The organism is Brucella pecoris (genome assembly GCF_006376675.1).
Taxonomy (GTDB): domain Bacteria; phylum Pseudomonadota; class Alphaproteobacteria; order Rhizobiales; family Rhizobiaceae; genus Brucella; species Brucella pecoris.
Window position 1 is genome coordinate 1 of record NZ_VEWK01000018.1, and the last position, 15049, is coordinate 15049.

Below are 15049 nucleotides of genomic sequence, written 5' to 3' on the forward strand. Positions count from 1 at the left end.
GATAAAGCTATGATGAGCCGAAAATCCTCTCTTCTTAATTAAACCAGTTTTGTCTCAAAGGCCCTGATGTCGGACACTTTCCGACTACCCATTTGAGTGGCTCATTCCATAGATGGATACCAGACTGGTCACCCCGACACCGACAGCCCACGGCCAGATCGAGTTCGCCTTTCTCCATTGTTTCCAGCAAAGAGGCGGTATTAGAAATCTGGATTTCCAGCGTTCGCTTTGAACGAGAGTCCTGAAACCTTTTCAGCACCGAGGGCAGCCATGTGCTCGTCAGATCATCGGATGCACCTATCCGCAAATGAAACGCGTTGGTGCTTCCTTTCATAAGGGTCCGCGCTTCCTCGCTCAAGCGCAAGATCGCCTTTGCATAACCCAACAGCGACTGCCCCTGCGGGGTCAGCGCAACCGTACGGGTACTACGTTCGAAAAGGACGTTTCCCGCCTGCTCCTCTAGCCGCTTGATATGTGCGCTGACGGCGGATTGCGTCAGGTTCAGTTGCTGCCCTGCCCTCGTAAAACTCGATGCGCCAGCGACTGCCTCAAAGGTCCGCAACAGCACGATATCGAACATTGTTTCACCTCGGATCATGATTAATAGCATGATGATAAATCGTTTCTCATGATCAATAAAGTTTGGTTGACTCTGCCTTGGCGGGAGATCGGAGGTCGGCAGTATGTTGCTGGAAACCTGGATACCGTTCTTTCTTGCCACACTGGCTTTTGCATTCATGCCGGGCCCGGCCATTCTGTATATGTCGGCACAGACCCTGGCCTACGGTCACAGGGCAGGTTTGATGGCAGCCCTCGGCATCCATCTCGGGTGCTACATCCATATAGTGGCGGCAGCTGTCGGATTGGCGGTGCTGCTCGACAATGCGCCTGTGCTCTACTCGTTCGTCCGGATGGCGGGAGCACTCTATATGTTATGGCTTGGTGGAAGGATGATCTTTCCGGGCACCGAGCAAGAAACTAAAGCTCCGATACAGCACAGAGGCATTCTGCGCGACAGCATAGTGGTCGAAGTGCTCAATCCGAAGACTGCGTTGTTTTTCCTGACGTTCCTGCCCCAGTTTGTGGACCCGCAAGCACCGATGCCAAGCTGGCTTCAGTTCCTGTTGCTGGGCACTATCGTCAACGGTGCATTTTCGCTTGGCGACCTTGCCTCGATTGGCATTGCTTCTTTTGCCTCGCCGTTTGTTTCCGCATCCGGCTCCAGGATTTGGGTTTCAAGGGTCAGTGGCACTATCCTGGTCGGACTCAGTGCTGCGATCATGGTGCATGTTTTTTGAGAGCCCTCTTTCATCAATTGCGACACCAAGGTGAGAAATGCCGAACTTTCTGATGAAATTCTTTGCCTAGTCGCCTATTCTCTGTTGATTGTCGGTTGTCATATCAGCCCTCCCGCCTAAGCCAATAACAAACTGATTGGCAAAGCCACCGAGACCGACGACCAGCTTAAGCAGCTGTTCAATGAGGCAGGTGAAAGCTGCCTCCATAACCGCAGTCATGACGTAAATGTGGTCGTCTATATATGGCTTGGGCTCAACGAAAGGGACTGGTGCTATGGGCATCGCTTTGAAGCAACCGCACAGATGGACTGGCACCGCTGCGCCACCAATTCCCAACGCTTTTCACTCGACAAGCTAGCGGAGGTCAGGAGTTAATGGTAATGCTGAAACCGATCATCGTTTTCTTCATCAGTCTTCTCCTGCTCGTACCGATCTGCATCTTTGTCGGGTACGGGATAGGGGAAATCATCGCGGCTTACGTCTACCCCGTAACCAGTCCGTCGGACAGGTACAAGGGGGATCGCGAACTGTTCGCCGGCGTATACGGCATTATGTTCATTGGCGGTTTTATATATGTCGCTTCCGTCGCCTTCGCTGTGTTCCGGCTAATCAAAGCCATCCGAAACAGGCCGTTATGATATGGCAATACACAGGGGCCAGACGTTGGCAACCAGGGACAGCCCAACCCATTGAGGCGGTCCAGCTGCGATTGACGTGTGTGCTATTGCAACTTCCTTTACGGCGGACACATTCGTGGCTGACAACGCGGTTAATGCCATAAGAACCACAAGTTTTGCTTAAATGCCTCATAAAGACTCCTTCATCCCGCGAAAAACTGGATCGCATACAAAAGAACAGACTCGTCTGTGCACAATTTTCTAGATTCATCGCGCATCCAATGTTCCAATTCAAACAGGCTGCCAACTTTCTCATTTGACCTTGGGGTAGCTATTGGTTCCAGTTACGTTGACAGTGTCCACCCAAATGGCAGAGTAGAAATAGGCCCACTACCCCGTCGCCAATTGCGACTTAATCGGCAATGCGCTGAGTATCTATCTGGAATTCAAGCTGTTCTTGACTACGTTTTCTGCGTCAAAATGAGGAATAACTATTATGGCCACTTTTATTCTGATAGCCGGAGGATGGCAGGGCGAGTGGGTCTACCGGAACGTAGCAGATATACTCACCACTCACGGGCACAATGTCGTGCCAGTAACGCTTTCGGGACTCGGTGATGTTCCTGCCCCAACGGCCAATCTTGGAATCCATATCCGCGAGGTCGCTGATCTCGTGCAAGCGCAAGGCGACGATCTTGTCCTTGTCGGGCAATCCTACGGTGGGATGATCGTGAGCGGCGTAGCGGACGTTGATCCATCGCGGATCCTGGCATTGGTTTACGTTGATGCTTACGTGCCTAGTTCAGGAGACTCTGTATGGTCGCTGACAACGCCCCGTTTTCGGGACATGTTCGTCACCGGTGTAAAAGCTGACGGGCTGAATTGCTCCCCGCCTTCCAATCTTGACCCGAGATGCCGCCCGCATCCGATCGGGACGTTCCTCCAGTCAATTACTCTCACCGGACGTTGGCGTGAAGTACCGCGCAAGACATTCGTTGGCGCGCATGGTTGGGAAGGAAGCCCGTTCCTTGACCTCTACCGACGGTTGAGCCAAGAACCGGAATGGTCGACCTTTTCGCTCAATTGCGGGCACAACGTAGCACGCCTGGAACCAGAGGCTCTGACCCAGATATTGTTGGCGCAGGTTTGACGAGCCAGTGGCTGCAATTCGTTCGGCTACAAACGAATGGCACCAAGGCTCGTTCTGATATGTTGCATGAAAACCTGAGTTTCCGCCGATACTTCATCTTTTGCAAGGACCAGTTTCATTCCGAGCAAAGGCAGCGAAGGCAAGGGCTCATGAATGATATGAAGATCTCTTGGCACAGCATTCTTGGTCATGACACTTATGGCCAACCCGGATCGCGAAACGGCGATAAGACCGGCAATGCTATTGCTGGCATAGGAGACACTATACTGTAATCCGGCTTTCGCCATAGCGTCACAGGCAGCCCGGTGATCCATCGCGTTGGAGGCAGGTAATGCAAGCGGTATTTTGTCGCCAAACTCATGTTCTTCGAGCGTTGCCTTCGCACCAACCCAGACCATCGCTTCGGTTCGGATGATATCGTTGACTTCGTTCGGATTGAGTGTCGAGATCAGAGCGAGATCAACCTGGCCGGAATGGAGCAGGCTGCGCAATTCGACTGTCGGCGCAGCGACAACTTTGATGTCAACATTGCTGTGGTTGACGCCAAAACTCCTGAAAATCTTCGGAAAGAAAGCCAGTAGATAGTCTTCCGGGCAGCCGAAAACGATGGACCCCTTTAGACCGTGATCAGAGAATGCAGCGAGGGCCTCCTCATGCGCTTTCAGAATGCGTTCTGCATAGGTGAGGAATTTTTCGCCAGCACTCGTTAACCGAACACCGCTCCCGCTGCGATGCATAAGCGTTTGCCCCAGCGCCTCTTCCAACCGTTGCATCTGCATGGTCACAGCCGATTGCGTTCGCCCCACCTGTAGTGCTGCCGTGCTGAGTGAGCCGGTTTGCGCAGCGCGAACAAATGTCTGCAACAATCGAGGGTCTAACGATGCCTGCATATCAATTTTCCTGATAATCAAGCGCCATTATTATCAAATTTACTTGGAAGTATCCAGCTGCAATGGTTGATCAAAATTTGGCCGGAGAACCGTCATGTCAAATAACCTCGAGCCCGAATTCTGGGTAAATGTCGACAAACACTTGATCCGATACGGAGGTGTATTCGACCCGGCGATCATCGAGCGCGCAGAAGGCTGCTTCGTTTACGATGCCGACGACAGACCCATTCTTGACTTCACCTCCGGGCAAATGAGCGCGCTCCTCGGCCATTCTCACCCGGCGATCGTGGAGAGAGTAAAAGGACAGGTTGAAACGGTCGCACATCTGTTTAGCGGCATGCTTTCACGACCCGTCGTTGAACTCGCACGACGATTGGCACTTCTGGCTCCCGGCCTCGACAAAGTACTGCTTCTCTCTACGGGCGCTGAATCGAACGAAGCTGCCATTCGCATGGCAAAGCTCGTAACTGGCAATCACGAAATCGTAGCGTTTTCCAAGAGCTGGCATGGCATGACCGGAGCTGCTGCCTCCGCGACTTATTCGGCTGGACGAAAAGGTTACGGTCCAGCAATGGCCGGATCGATCACGGTTCCCGCACCCAACACATTCCGTCCTCGCTTCAAGAGGGTCGACGGCTCAATTGACTGGCATGCTGAACTTGATGACGCTTTCGCCTTGGTCGATGCCCAATCAACCGGAAGCCTCGCCGCATTCATCGCCGAACCAATCCTCTCCAGCGGTGGTATGCTGGAACTGCCGGAAGGCTATCTCAGCGCTCTCAAAGATAAATGCCACGAACGCGGCATGCTTCTTATTCTCGATGAGGCTCAGACGGGAATTGGTCGCACCGGGGAAATGTTTGCTTATCAGCGCGATGGTGTCACACCGGACATTCTGACCATTTCCAAAACGATTGGTGCGGGTTTGCCACTGTCGGCAGTGCTGACGACTACCAAGATCGAGCAGGAGGCCTTTGAGCGCGGGTTCCTCTTCTATACAACCCACGTCTCGGACCCGCTGCCAGCAGCGGTCGGTCTGGCAGTGCTGGATGTTGTCGAGGAGCAGAATCTAGTCGCACGAGCACGGCACCTCGGCAAAAAGCTGATCGACGGTCTCAATGCAATCAAGCAGCGCTACGAATGTGTCGGCGATGTTCGCGGACGCGGTCTGTTCGTGGGCATGGAGATTGTCAAGAACCGCACCAGCCGGCAACCGGACCACGAATTAGGTGCGCGCATTGCGAAAGAAGCGTTCAACCGCGGTTTGAACATGAACATCGTCAAGCTGCCGGGTATGGGCGCTGTCTTCCGTATCGCACCTCCATTGATCATCGCCGAAGAAGAAATCGATCTCGGCCTCGATATTATTGCCCAATCCATCGAACACGAACTTATGACTGATCAAAAGGCAGCAGCAGAATGATGAACGCGGCGACGTCAAATCCTGCGCAACAAAAACAGCCGCAGACAATCCGCGTATTGGTGGCAAAACTTGGCCTCGACGGCCACGACCGGGGAGCGAAAGTCGTGGCTCGCGTTCTCCGCGACGCTGGTATGGAGGTTATCTATACCGGGCTTTACAAAACGCCTCTTCAAGTCGTTCAGGCGGCAATTCAGGAGGATGTTGACGTTATTGGCGTCAGCCTGCTTTCGGGCTCTCATGTGCCGTTGTTTCGAGAACTCGGGCGCTGCCTACAAGAACAACGCGCCGGACACATCTTCGTCGTTGCCGGTGGCGTGATTCCAGAGCAGGACTATGAAGCTTTGATCGATGGCGGTGTCGATGCGATAGTGCCACAGGAAGCGCGTGTAGAAACAATCGTCACTACCATCACCGATCTTGTAACGTCCCGTGGCCGCATATGACAGCTGTCGCTCAGGCCCCCTCGCGAAAGAAACCTGCTTATAAGCCATCGCGGGATTTCGTTGCTGATGTTCTCTCCGGCGACATTTTGGCTATCGCACGTATGATTACGCGTGCTGAAACAGGAATTGCTGAGGCAGGCCCTGCACTGGCGGATATCTACCAACATGCAGGCAAGGCCCACATCATCGGCATCACCGGCGTACCGGGCGCCGGAAAATCGACCCTCGTTTCTGCGTTGATCAAGGCATTTGCCGCTGATGGCCATAAAGTCGGTGTCGTTGCCGTCGACCCCAGTAGTCCCTATTCAGGTGGTGCGATCCTCGGCGACCGCGTTCGTATGAGCGAGAACGCGCAGGCGAACAACGCATTCGTCCGTAGTATGGCCACCCGAGGTCATCTGGGCGGACTTGCGCCGGCCACCTTGCAAGCCGTCGATGTTCTCGATGCCGGTGGCTATTCACCAATTATCATCGAGACAGTCGGCGTCGGCCAGGATGAAGTTGAAGTCGTTTCGGCAGCACATACGGTTGTCGTGCTTTCCGCGCCCGGTCTTGGCGACGATGTTCAGGCAATCAAGGCAGGCATTCTGGAAATCGCCGATATCCATACGGTCAGCAAGGCAGACAAGCCCGAGGCAGCCGCCACACTGGCGGCACTAAAAGCCATGATGACACTTGGTGCACCACCACAACAGACATCGTGGTCGGTCCCCGTTTTCGCGGTCAGCCCGATTACGGGTGACCACGTGAACAAACTCAAGGAGCTAATCCAGCAACACTGGCTTCACCTCAATGACAGCGCCGAACTTGCATCCCGCCAGCGAAAAATCTGTATGACGCGAATTTTAGGTGCGGCAAGACGCTTGTTTCACCAGCGTTTCGTGACCGGCGCTACCGAGATCGAGGCCCTGCTGCAATCGGTTTTGGAGCGACGGGATGACCCAGAGACAGCAGCGCGCACTCTACTCAGCCGCCAAGAGGCTTTTAAATGACAAAACTATATCGGGAAGATGCAATCGCGAGCATCAGCGCAGCTCAGGCCGCCTGGGAAGCCAATGAACTTGCGGCCACGCTTGCCACCCGTTCGGAAGAAAAAAACGAATATGAAACCGAATGCGGTATTCCGCTGAAGCGGGTCTATACGGCAGCAGATGTCGCCGACATTCCAGACGACGCACTCGGCTTTCCTGGAGCTTATCCATTTACCCGGGGACCATATCCCACCATGTATCGGGGACGGCCTTGGACGATCCGGCAAGTTGCCGGGTTCGGCAATCCCGAAGCTACCAACCAGCGCTACAAATATATGGTTCAGACGGGGCAGACCGGTCTCTCTACCGATTTCGATCTACCCACACTGCTCGGACTTGATTCAGACGACCCCATGGCATTTGGCGAAGTGGGCCGTTGTGGCGTCGCCATTGACACCATCGATGATGTCGACCGCCTGTTCGACGGTATCGATCTGGAAAAGATCTCGGTGTCCCTGACGATCAATCCATCGGCCTGGGTCATCTACGCCATGTATGTGGCTGTTGCCGAAAATCGTGGTTACGACCTGATAAAGCTTTCCGGTACACTGCAGGCTGATCCCCTGAAAGAGTATGTCGCGCAAAAGGAGTGGATTTATCCCGTCCGACCGGCCGTAAGGCTCCTGCGCGATCTGATCATGTATAGCGCCAAGACTACGCCCAAGCTCAATCCGATTAGTCTCAGCGGTTATCACCTTTCGGACGTCGGCGGCAATGCGATCCAGGAGATCGCCTTCATCATGGCCTTCACCACAGCCTATTGCGAAGAAGTGATTGCCGCCGGCATGGACATCGATGATTTCGCGCCGCGCCTTTCTTTCTTCTTCATCAGCCAGCAGGATTTCTTCGAACAGATTTGCAAGTTCCGCGCAGCAAGACGCGTCTATGCCAAACTGATGGCTGAACGCTTCGGCGCAAAGAAAGCTGAATCAATGCGGTTGCGTGTACATGTGCAAACAGCCGCCATGAGCCTGACAAAAGTCGAACACCAGAACAACTTGGTGCGCACAGCAATTCAGGCGCTGGGCGCAGTTCTGGGCGGCTGCCAAAGCATGCATACCAACGGTCTGGATGAAGCTTTCGCCATTCCGACCGAGGAAGCAATGAAACTCGCGATCCGCACGCAGCAGATCATTCGCGATGAGATCAATGTAACTTCAGTGGTTGACCCTCTGGGCGGATCCTATTTCGTTGAACGTCTAACAAACGATATGGAAGAAGAAATCTGGAAGGTTCTAGCCAAGGTTGATGAACGCGGCGGCGCGATTAAGCTCGTCGAAGAAGGCTGGTTCCAGCAGCAGTTGGCCGATTCCGCGTATGCTACGTTCAAGAAAATCGAAACAGGCCAAAAAGTTTCGGTCGGCGTCAATCGTTATGTCGATGATAACGCCACCAGCGCCGATGTCGACATTCATCCCTATGATGAACAATGCACCCAGGTTCAGATTGACCGTCTCAATGTCGTGCGCGCAAGCCGTGACAATACCCGCATTCATGCCCTGCTGACGGAACTGGTTGCGCAAGCGCAATCCGACGACGTGAACCTTTTGCCAATAACCATTGAGCTTGTGAAGGCCAAGGCATCGCTGGGCGAGATCTGCCACGCATTGCGTGACACCTGGGGCGCCTACGACGAACCAATGATCGTATGAGAAACAAAATGGGAAATACTGTTGTCGTTCATGTGGATGGCGCCATTGCCTGGGTCAAGCTCAATCGACCCGACAGGCTAAACGCTATGAATCAGTCACTGGTCAATGATCTTGCGGCGGCTCTGGATCGCATTGAGCCAGATGAAAAGATACGCGTTATCATTTTGCACGGTGAAGGGCGTGCATTTTGTTCAGGCGATGATCTTCGGGAACTCGACAATCAGACTGCCTCAGCTGGTGCTACGCAAGCGTGGGTCGAATCCATTCAGGCGATCACTTTAAAGATCATGGGATCGAGAAAAATAGTCATCGCTGCTATTCACGGCTGGTGCGTCGGAGGCGCACTCGAATGGGCAATCAATTGCGATTTCCGGATCTTTGCAGAAACGGCGCGCTGGTTTTTTCCTGAAGTCACTTATGGGTTCTTTGTCACCGGTGGCGTAACCGCCTTGTTGACCAAGCACATTGGCCCTCAAGCCGCAAAGGAACTCATTATTCTTGGTGAGCGTCACGATGCTGCCAAGGCACTTCAGGTGGGCATTGCCTGGAAAGTCGTTCGAGACGAAGAACTTCTCATGGAAGCGCGGGCGCTTGCGTTAAAAATCGCTGACCGCCCATCAGTTTCGGTAGCCGCGATCAAAGAGGCAATCAACGAAGGTTTCCACTCATCGCTCGAGCAGGCCATGGCACGCGAGACACGCGCTACGGTTTCTGGCTTTCTATCCCCTGACGCGCAGATACGCGCGAGCAGATGGGGTTGACGATGGATCATACCCCTATTCAGGCGGACTTTCCCAGCCAGTGCGACAGCAATATCGAGATGCGGGTTCTACACAAAATTCTAGCACATCAAGCAGAGATGCTCGGCGACAAACCCTTTATCGACATCTGTGGCCGAAAAGCCAGTTTTCGGGATATACACCGCATTTCGAACCAGCTTGCCAATGGTCTGCGCGCACTTGGCGTCGAGCGTTCGGACCGCGTAGCGCTTTCGCTACCCAATTGTTTGGAATTTATAGCTGTCTGGTTTGCAGTTGCAAAACTGGGTGCAATCGAAGCGCCCAACAATCCCGAACTCAAAGGCGAACTGCTCAGTCACAATCTGAACAATTGCGGCGCGAAGGTGCTGGTTATCGATGCAAAGCGGCTCAGCTACATCGCCCAAATACAAGACGAGCTGCCCGCAATCGAGACACTCATTCTGATAAATGCGAACGCTGAGGCGGCACGGACGGCTGGCGTGACAATCAAGCATATTGTCACTTTTGACGAGTGCTTGGACCAACCGGAACAATTCGAACCAGTCGATATCCACTATTCTGATCCTATGTCGATCCTTTATACGTCAGGCACAACCGGTCCTGCCAAGGGCGTTTTGATGTCGCACCATCATTGCTATTGCTGGACCATGGCGATGGCACTCAATCTTGGGTATACCGCCGTCGACAGCTATTTCTGCGCATTGCCTCTTTTCCATACTGATGCCCAGATGTTTGGCGTCTATCTACCGCTCATATTCGGAACACAGACCACGCTGGTTGAAAGTTTCAGTGCATCTCGCTTCTGGGATCAGGTCCGATCCAGCGGTGCCACTGCAACGAACTTACTCGGTGCCATGGGTGTCATTTTGGCCCGGGCAGAACCAAACGCCGATGATGGCAGTAATCCCCTTCGGGTCTGTCAATGTATTCCGATGGTTCCTGACAAAACCGCGTTCGAGCAACGCTTTGCTATCAAACTGGTTACCGGTTACGGCCAGACCGAAACCAGTTTCGTGACGCTCGATACCCCCGATACAACCCGCGAAGGTTCATGCGGCAAACCTCACCCCGATTGGGAGGTAGCAATTGTAGATGAGCACGACCGGCCAGTTGGGCCTGGTGTGGTGGGGGAAATCGTTTCGCGACCGAAACAGAACTGGTATATGTTCTCCGGTTATTATCGGGCGGAAGCCAGAACCCTCCAGACGCTGCGGAATCTCTGGTATCACTCGGGCGATGCCGGTTATCGGGATGAAGACGGCTGGTTCTATTTCAAGCATCGCCTGAACGAGGCAATTCGCCGACGCGGCGAAAACATCTCCGCTTTCGAGGTTGAGACAGTAGCTGAGGCGCATTCTGACATTGTCGAAAGCGCCGCTTATGGCGTTCCCTCCGAATTTACCGAAGAAGACATCATGTTGGTGGCCATGCGCCGACCGGGATCGGCACTGACACCAGCGGAACTGGTGGAGCATTTTCGTGCTCAGGCACCGCGCCATATGACCCCGCGTTATATCGAACTTACAGACGGACCGTTGCCGCGGACACCAACGGAAAAGATTGCCCGCAGCGAACTTAAAAAAAGGGGGGTAACTGCGGAAGCATTTGACCGGGGGACGCGCTAACCCGCGCCACCCGGCCCAAAGGTCCTGAAAACAAGGGAAATCTGCGCATGCGGGCAGCGCAGGCAGGGACATTGTTGATGCCCACGAATTTAATGGGAGACTTGCATGAAACGGTTACTGCTTCCGGCAATAAGTTTGTCAGTCGTACTTTCTCTGGTTGGCGTCGCTTCGGCCGACATCGTGGTTGGTGTAGCTGGCCCGATCACCGGCCCAAATGCCGCTTTCGGGGCCCAGTTTCAAAAAGGCGCGGAACAGGCGGCGAACGATATCAATGCAAAAGGCGGCATACTCGGCCACAAAATCAAGGTTGAGATCGGCGATGATGTTTCCGACCCTAAGCAGGGCATCTCCGTCGCCAACAAGTTTGCTGCCGACGGTGTCAAATACGTAATCGGTCACTATAATTCCGGCGTTTCCATCCCTGCTTCTGAGGTCTATGCCGAGAATGGTGTACTCGAATTTTCTCCGGCATCCACCAATCCGCAGTATACCGAACGCGAGCTTTGGAACACATTTCGCACCTGCGGTCGCGATGATCAGCAGGGCAAAGTCGCCGGCGACTATATCGCCAGTCATTTCAAAGATGCCAAAATTGCGATCATTCACGACAAGACGCCTTACGGCGTCGGGCTCGTCGATGTTGCCAAGAAGGTACTGAACGATGCTGGTATCAAGGAAGTCCTTTATGAGGGCATCAACATGGGTGACAAGGACTTCTCAGCTCTTATCAGCAAGATGAAACAGTCCGGCGTTTCGCTGATCTATTTCGGCGGTCTCCATACTGAAGCCGGACTTATTATGCGTCAGTCTGCGGATCAGGGGCTAAAGGCCACCCTGTTTTCGGGCGACGGCATGGTCTCCAATGAGCTTGCTTCGATTGCTGGCGACGCGGTTATAGGCACATTAAATACATTTGCGCCCGATCCACGTAAGAACCCGGCAGCAAAAGACCTTGTTGAAAAGTATCGCGTTCAGGGCTTTGAACCGGAAGCTTATACGCTCTATTCTTATGCCGCGATGCAGATCATCACACAGGCCATCACCAAACTTGGCTCTGCCGACGATGCGCAGAAAGTTGCCGAGACAATTAAATCAAGTGGCCCCTGGCCAACGGTTATCGGCCTGATCAGCTATGATGAGAAAGGCGATATTACCCGACCAGATTATGTTGTCTATGAATGGACCAAAGGCCTGGACGGCAAACCGACATATGGTGAGAAATAGCCCCAGGACCGCGGTATAGCTGCTCATTTAACGTACCGGTTACTTTGCATAATCACAGTGACGTCGCGTCACCAGCCCGTCACTGTGATCTGAGCAGGGAATATCAACATCCCGCCCTCAAAACTCGCAGTTCAGTCCCGCCTCTTGAGCTTTGATCCAATCTACGTAGGGCTTTGGCGCTCTTGGTAACTGAGTATGCGCAATTCGGTTGCGGTTGCGTCGGTTGATGGCATCCGATCGTCGCATTACACGGGTTTTCTCATAAAGTTGGGAAGCACTTCTGCCAACTGGACAGGAACATTCGCAAAACAATGACGAGCGACCAACGTATTCTGCACCGTAACCGGGGCATATTTGTTGGCAGTTCTTTTGATTTTGAGTCGAAGTCAGAAATATCAAACACTGTGCATATCGCGAGTTTCGCATCGATATTTCATGCCTATGGGATTCCTGATTTTGGCAAATCATGATTCTCTTTTGCGATGCCGAAGAGAACGCTTCCCTCGCCCAAGCATGCTGATACGCTTTCACTGAATGCGTTGCGCAGTCTGGTCACAGGTCTGGTTGAGAAAGCAGAACATGCAGAGGCTCGGCTTGAGAGACTGGAAGCTGAGAATGCAGCACTCCGTAAGGAGAATGCCGAGCTTCGTCTGGAAAACACCCAGCTTAAAGTCGAGAACCAACTGCTTCGCGATGAGATTGCTCGGCTGAAAAACCTGCCGCCACGGCCGCCGTTCAAACCGTCGGGCATGGATAAGGCAACGGACGCGAAAGCTCAGGACAAGCAGGCGGGCAAGAAGAAGCCGCGTGGACCGAAACTGGATGTCGAGCGCGTTGATCGGGATGTGGTTTTTCATGCCCGTGTTCCGGACGGTTCACGCTTCAAGGGCTACAAGAGCTATTACGTGCGCGATATAGTTTTGCGCGCTGAGGTTATTCACTACCGGCGCGAATGCTGGGTTGCTCCGAACGGTAAGACTATTCTTGCGCCGCTACCTGCCGGAATCGTCGGTGGTTATGGCCCAAACCTCAGGCGGCTCTGCCTGATGCTGCATGCGCAAGGTCAGGTCACAGCGCAACGGTTGTCGACCCTGCTTAATGACATCGGCATGGACATCTCCAAACGCCAGGTTGTGCGTTTGCTCACTAGGGGGCTGGATGGCTTTGTTGCTGAGGATGCTGCCGTTCTGCATGCTGGCCTGGTGTCGGAAGCCTATGTAACGGTCGATGACACCGGGGCCCGTCATGCGCGTGATAACTTCTATACCACCCATATTGGCGGCGAGCATTTTACCGTCTTTCGCACCACGAAAACAAAATCCCGCCTGAACTTCCTGTCGCTCTTGCGCGGCAATTACCAGGATTATGTGCTTAACGATGCTGCTTCTGATTATCTGAAGACGCGACATGGCGTGGATCCGACAGTCATCGCCAGGCTGCAAACACGCACACCTCAACGCTTTTGCAACCAGGTCCCCTTTCTGGAACACCTGGCGCAAAAAGGTGTCGACATCTTCGATAAGGACATGGTTCGGGCCGTCGCGGAAGCGGGCATCTGGGGTTCTGTTCGCCACCACGGCCTGCTGGGCAATGCCGTCATTATCTCCGACGATGCCGGCCAGTTCCGGGTTGGCAATCATGCGCTGTGCTGGGTGCATGCGGAGCGACTGCTGCAAAAGCTGATGCCGGCGACGCCACAGCACGTCCGGTGGGTGGAAAATATACGCGATCTCATTTGGAGCTTCTACAAGGCGCTCAAGGCATTCAGGCAGAAGAGCCCCTCACCAGGATCAATCAGCGCTTTCCGGCAACGGTTTGACCGCATCTTCTCTATCCGGACGGGTTGTGTGGAGCTGGACAAGCTGTTGGCACGCCTGCTACGCCGCAAGGAAGAACTGCTCAAGGTTCTCGAACGCCCGGAAATTCCGTTGCACACCAACGCGTCCGAGAGCGATCTGCGCAGCTGCGTCACCAAACGCAAGATCTCGGGTGGCACAATGAGCAAAGAGGGGCGCATTGCCCGCGATACCATGCTGGGCCTTATGAAGACCTGCAAAAAGCTTCGGCTTTCCTTCTGGCATTATCTCGGCGACCGGCTTGGTATATCCAGTCAACAAACAGCCATTCCGGAGCTTGCAGGCCTCATTATCGCCAAGGCCTGATCCCACTTACTTACGACGGCCAGGCTTTGAGAAAGGCACCACCCGACCTGCTCTTGCTGGTGCTTCATCCATAATATGACCACCTGTCACGCTCAGTAATGATGGTGAAACATTCCACTGTTTGTCGTCATCCGTGTGCACCGTCACCGTCTTGCGATTGCGACGAATAACAAAGCCTCGAACCATCGTACCATCTGGCCCTTCAAACATCACGCCACTGCCGATCTTGATCTCCTGCAGCACAGCGGCTGTCTTTTGTTGATGGAGAAACTGCAATCGTTCAACGATGTGCCGGTTCAATTCCATCAGCGTGGCTTCATCAAGACTATCAATATCGAGCTCGGTAATCGGCGTCTTCTTCATCGTGCAATCTATACGACCTTCTTGGGCAAAAGGAATTATGGTAGATTGCAACTCACCGTGCAACTGCACAACAAAATGGCACCGCCAACGGATATGCCCCGCTTACTTCTGCACCCTTCGCGGAACCTCGAGATTGCCCCTATTATTACATTGAAAAACATAGTCGTTTTCGGCGAAACTAAAGCAAAGCAAGCTTTAGCTTTCGTCTGGCTGACAACTAGAATTCGCTATCGGGAGGAGTATTTGGTGCGAGGGAAGGTTCCGATGCAGCAGCGTTAGCGAAACCTTTTTACATTTTCGATGCTACCCTAATTTGGTTAAGAAATCCATCCCCTAAGGATAGGACGCCCCGACAACCAACAGGCTCATATAGTTGCGCAGCCTTCTAGACAGTCCTGCCCCGCACTAAC

At 53.5% G+C, this 15049-nt stretch carries 14 protein-coding genes; 11 read left to right on the forward strand and 3 right to left on the reverse strand.

All coding sequences use genetic code 11. The features are described 5' to 3' along the window. Nucleotides 1–34: 34 nt before the first annotated feature. Complete coding sequence (locus FIB18_RS22420) at nt 35–580, reverse strand: LysR family transcriptional regulator (RefSeq protein ID WP_158295731.1); 546 nt, start codon at nt 578–580, stop codon at nt 35–37. 103 nt (nt 581–683) lie between these two features. Here FIB18_RS22420 and FIB18_RS22425 point away from each other — a divergent pair, with 103 nt between their 5' ends. The 3 genes from FIB18_RS22425 to FIB18_RS22435 all read left to right on the forward strand — a co-directional run bounded on the left by FIB18_RS22425 (nt 684) and on the right by FIB18_RS22435 (nt 3065). Further along, entirely contained in the window at nt 684–1298 is a 615-nt protein-coding gene (locus FIB18_RS22425) for a LysE family translocator (protein WP_140022912.1), read from the forward strand. A 380-nt stretch (nt 1299–1678) separates the two neighbouring features. After that, a complete protein-coding gene (locus tag FIB18_RS22430) occupies nt 1679–1936 on the forward strand; it encodes a hypothetical protein (RefSeq protein ID WP_140022914.1) in 258 nt (85 codons plus the stop codon). A 475-nt stretch (nt 1937–2411) separates the two neighbouring features. Next, complete coding sequence (locus FIB18_RS22435) at nt 2412–3065, forward strand: alpha/beta hydrolase (RefSeq protein WP_140022916.1); 654 nt, start codon at nt 2412–2414, stop codon at nt 3063–3065. 26 nt (nt 3066–3091) lie between these two features. Here the strand turns inward: FIB18_RS22435 and FIB18_RS22440 are convergent, their stop codons facing one another. After that, nucleotides 3092–3955, reverse strand: a complete 864-nt coding sequence (locus FIB18_RS22440; protein WP_140022918.1) for a LysR family transcriptional regulator — start codon at nt 3953–3955, stop codon at nt 3092–3094. Nucleotides 3956–4049: 94 nt separating this feature from the next. Between FIB18_RS22440 and FIB18_RS22445 the strand changes: the two genes are divergently transcribed. The 8 genes from FIB18_RS22445 (at nt 4050) to FIB18_RS22480 (ending at nt 14276) form a co-directional block, all read left to right on the forward strand. Next, complete coding sequence (locus FIB18_RS22445) at nt 4050–5378, forward strand: aspartate aminotransferase family protein (RefSeq protein ID WP_140022919.1); 1329 nt, start codon at nt 4050–4052, stop codon at nt 5376–5378. Beyond that, on the forward strand, nt 5375–5821 hold the full coding sequence (locus tag FIB18_RS22450; RefSeq protein ID WP_140022921.1) for a cobalamin B12-binding domain-containing protein: 447 nt from the start codon (nt 5375–5377) through the stop codon (nt 5819–5821). Before FIB18_RS22445 ends, FIB18_RS22450 begins: the two co-directional genes overlap by 4 nt. Beyond that, nucleotides 5818–6813 (forward strand): methylmalonyl Co-A mutase-associated GTPase MeaB, encoded by a 996-nt coding sequence (gene meaB / locus FIB18_RS22455; protein ID WP_140022923.1) that lies wholly within the window; start codon nt 5818–5820, stop codon nt 6811–6813. Before FIB18_RS22450 ends, meaB begins: the two co-directional genes overlap by 4 nt. Next, the gene (locus FIB18_RS22460; protein ID WP_140022925.1) at nt 6810–8504 is read left to right on the forward strand and encodes a methylmalonyl-CoA mutase family protein; all 1695 of its coding nucleotides are present in this window, start codon (nt 6810–6812) and stop codon (nt 8502–8504) included. The genes meaB and FIB18_RS22460 overlap by 4 nt, the downstream gene beginning before the upstream one ends. A gap of 8 nt (nt 8505–8512) precedes the next feature. Next, nucleotides 8513–9265, forward strand: coding sequence for an enoyl-CoA hydratase/isomerase family protein (locus FIB18_RS22465; RefSeq protein ID WP_140022927.1), 753 nt, complete (start codon nt 8513–8515; stop codon nt 9263–9265). 2 nt (nt 9266–9267) lie between these two features. Then, nucleotides 9268–10890, forward strand: a complete 1623-nt coding sequence (locus tag FIB18_RS22470; RefSeq protein WP_140022929.1) for an AMP-binding protein — start codon at nt 9268–9270, stop codon at nt 10888–10890. A gap of 105 nt (nt 10891–10995) precedes the next feature. After that, complete coding sequence (locus FIB18_RS22475; RefSeq protein WP_140022931.1) at nt 10996–12114, forward strand: branched-chain amino acid ABC transporter substrate-binding protein; 1119 nt, start codon at nt 10996–10998, stop codon at nt 12112–12114. A gap of 482 nt (nt 12115–12596) precedes the next feature. Next, nucleotides 12597–14276 (forward strand): IS66 family transposase, encoded by a 1680-nt coding sequence (locus tag FIB18_RS22480; RefSeq protein WP_140022933.1) that lies wholly within the window; start codon nt 12597–12599, stop codon nt 14274–14276. A 6-nt stretch (nt 14277–14282) separates the two neighbouring features. Here FIB18_RS22480 and FIB18_RS22485 read toward each other — a convergent pair whose 3' ends face one another. Then, on the reverse strand, nt 14283–14639 hold the full coding sequence (locus tag FIB18_RS22485) for a hypothetical protein (RefSeq protein WP_094574737.1): 357 nt from the start codon (nt 14637–14639) through the stop codon (nt 14283–14285). Between the last annotated feature and the right edge of the window lie 410 nt (nt 14640–15049).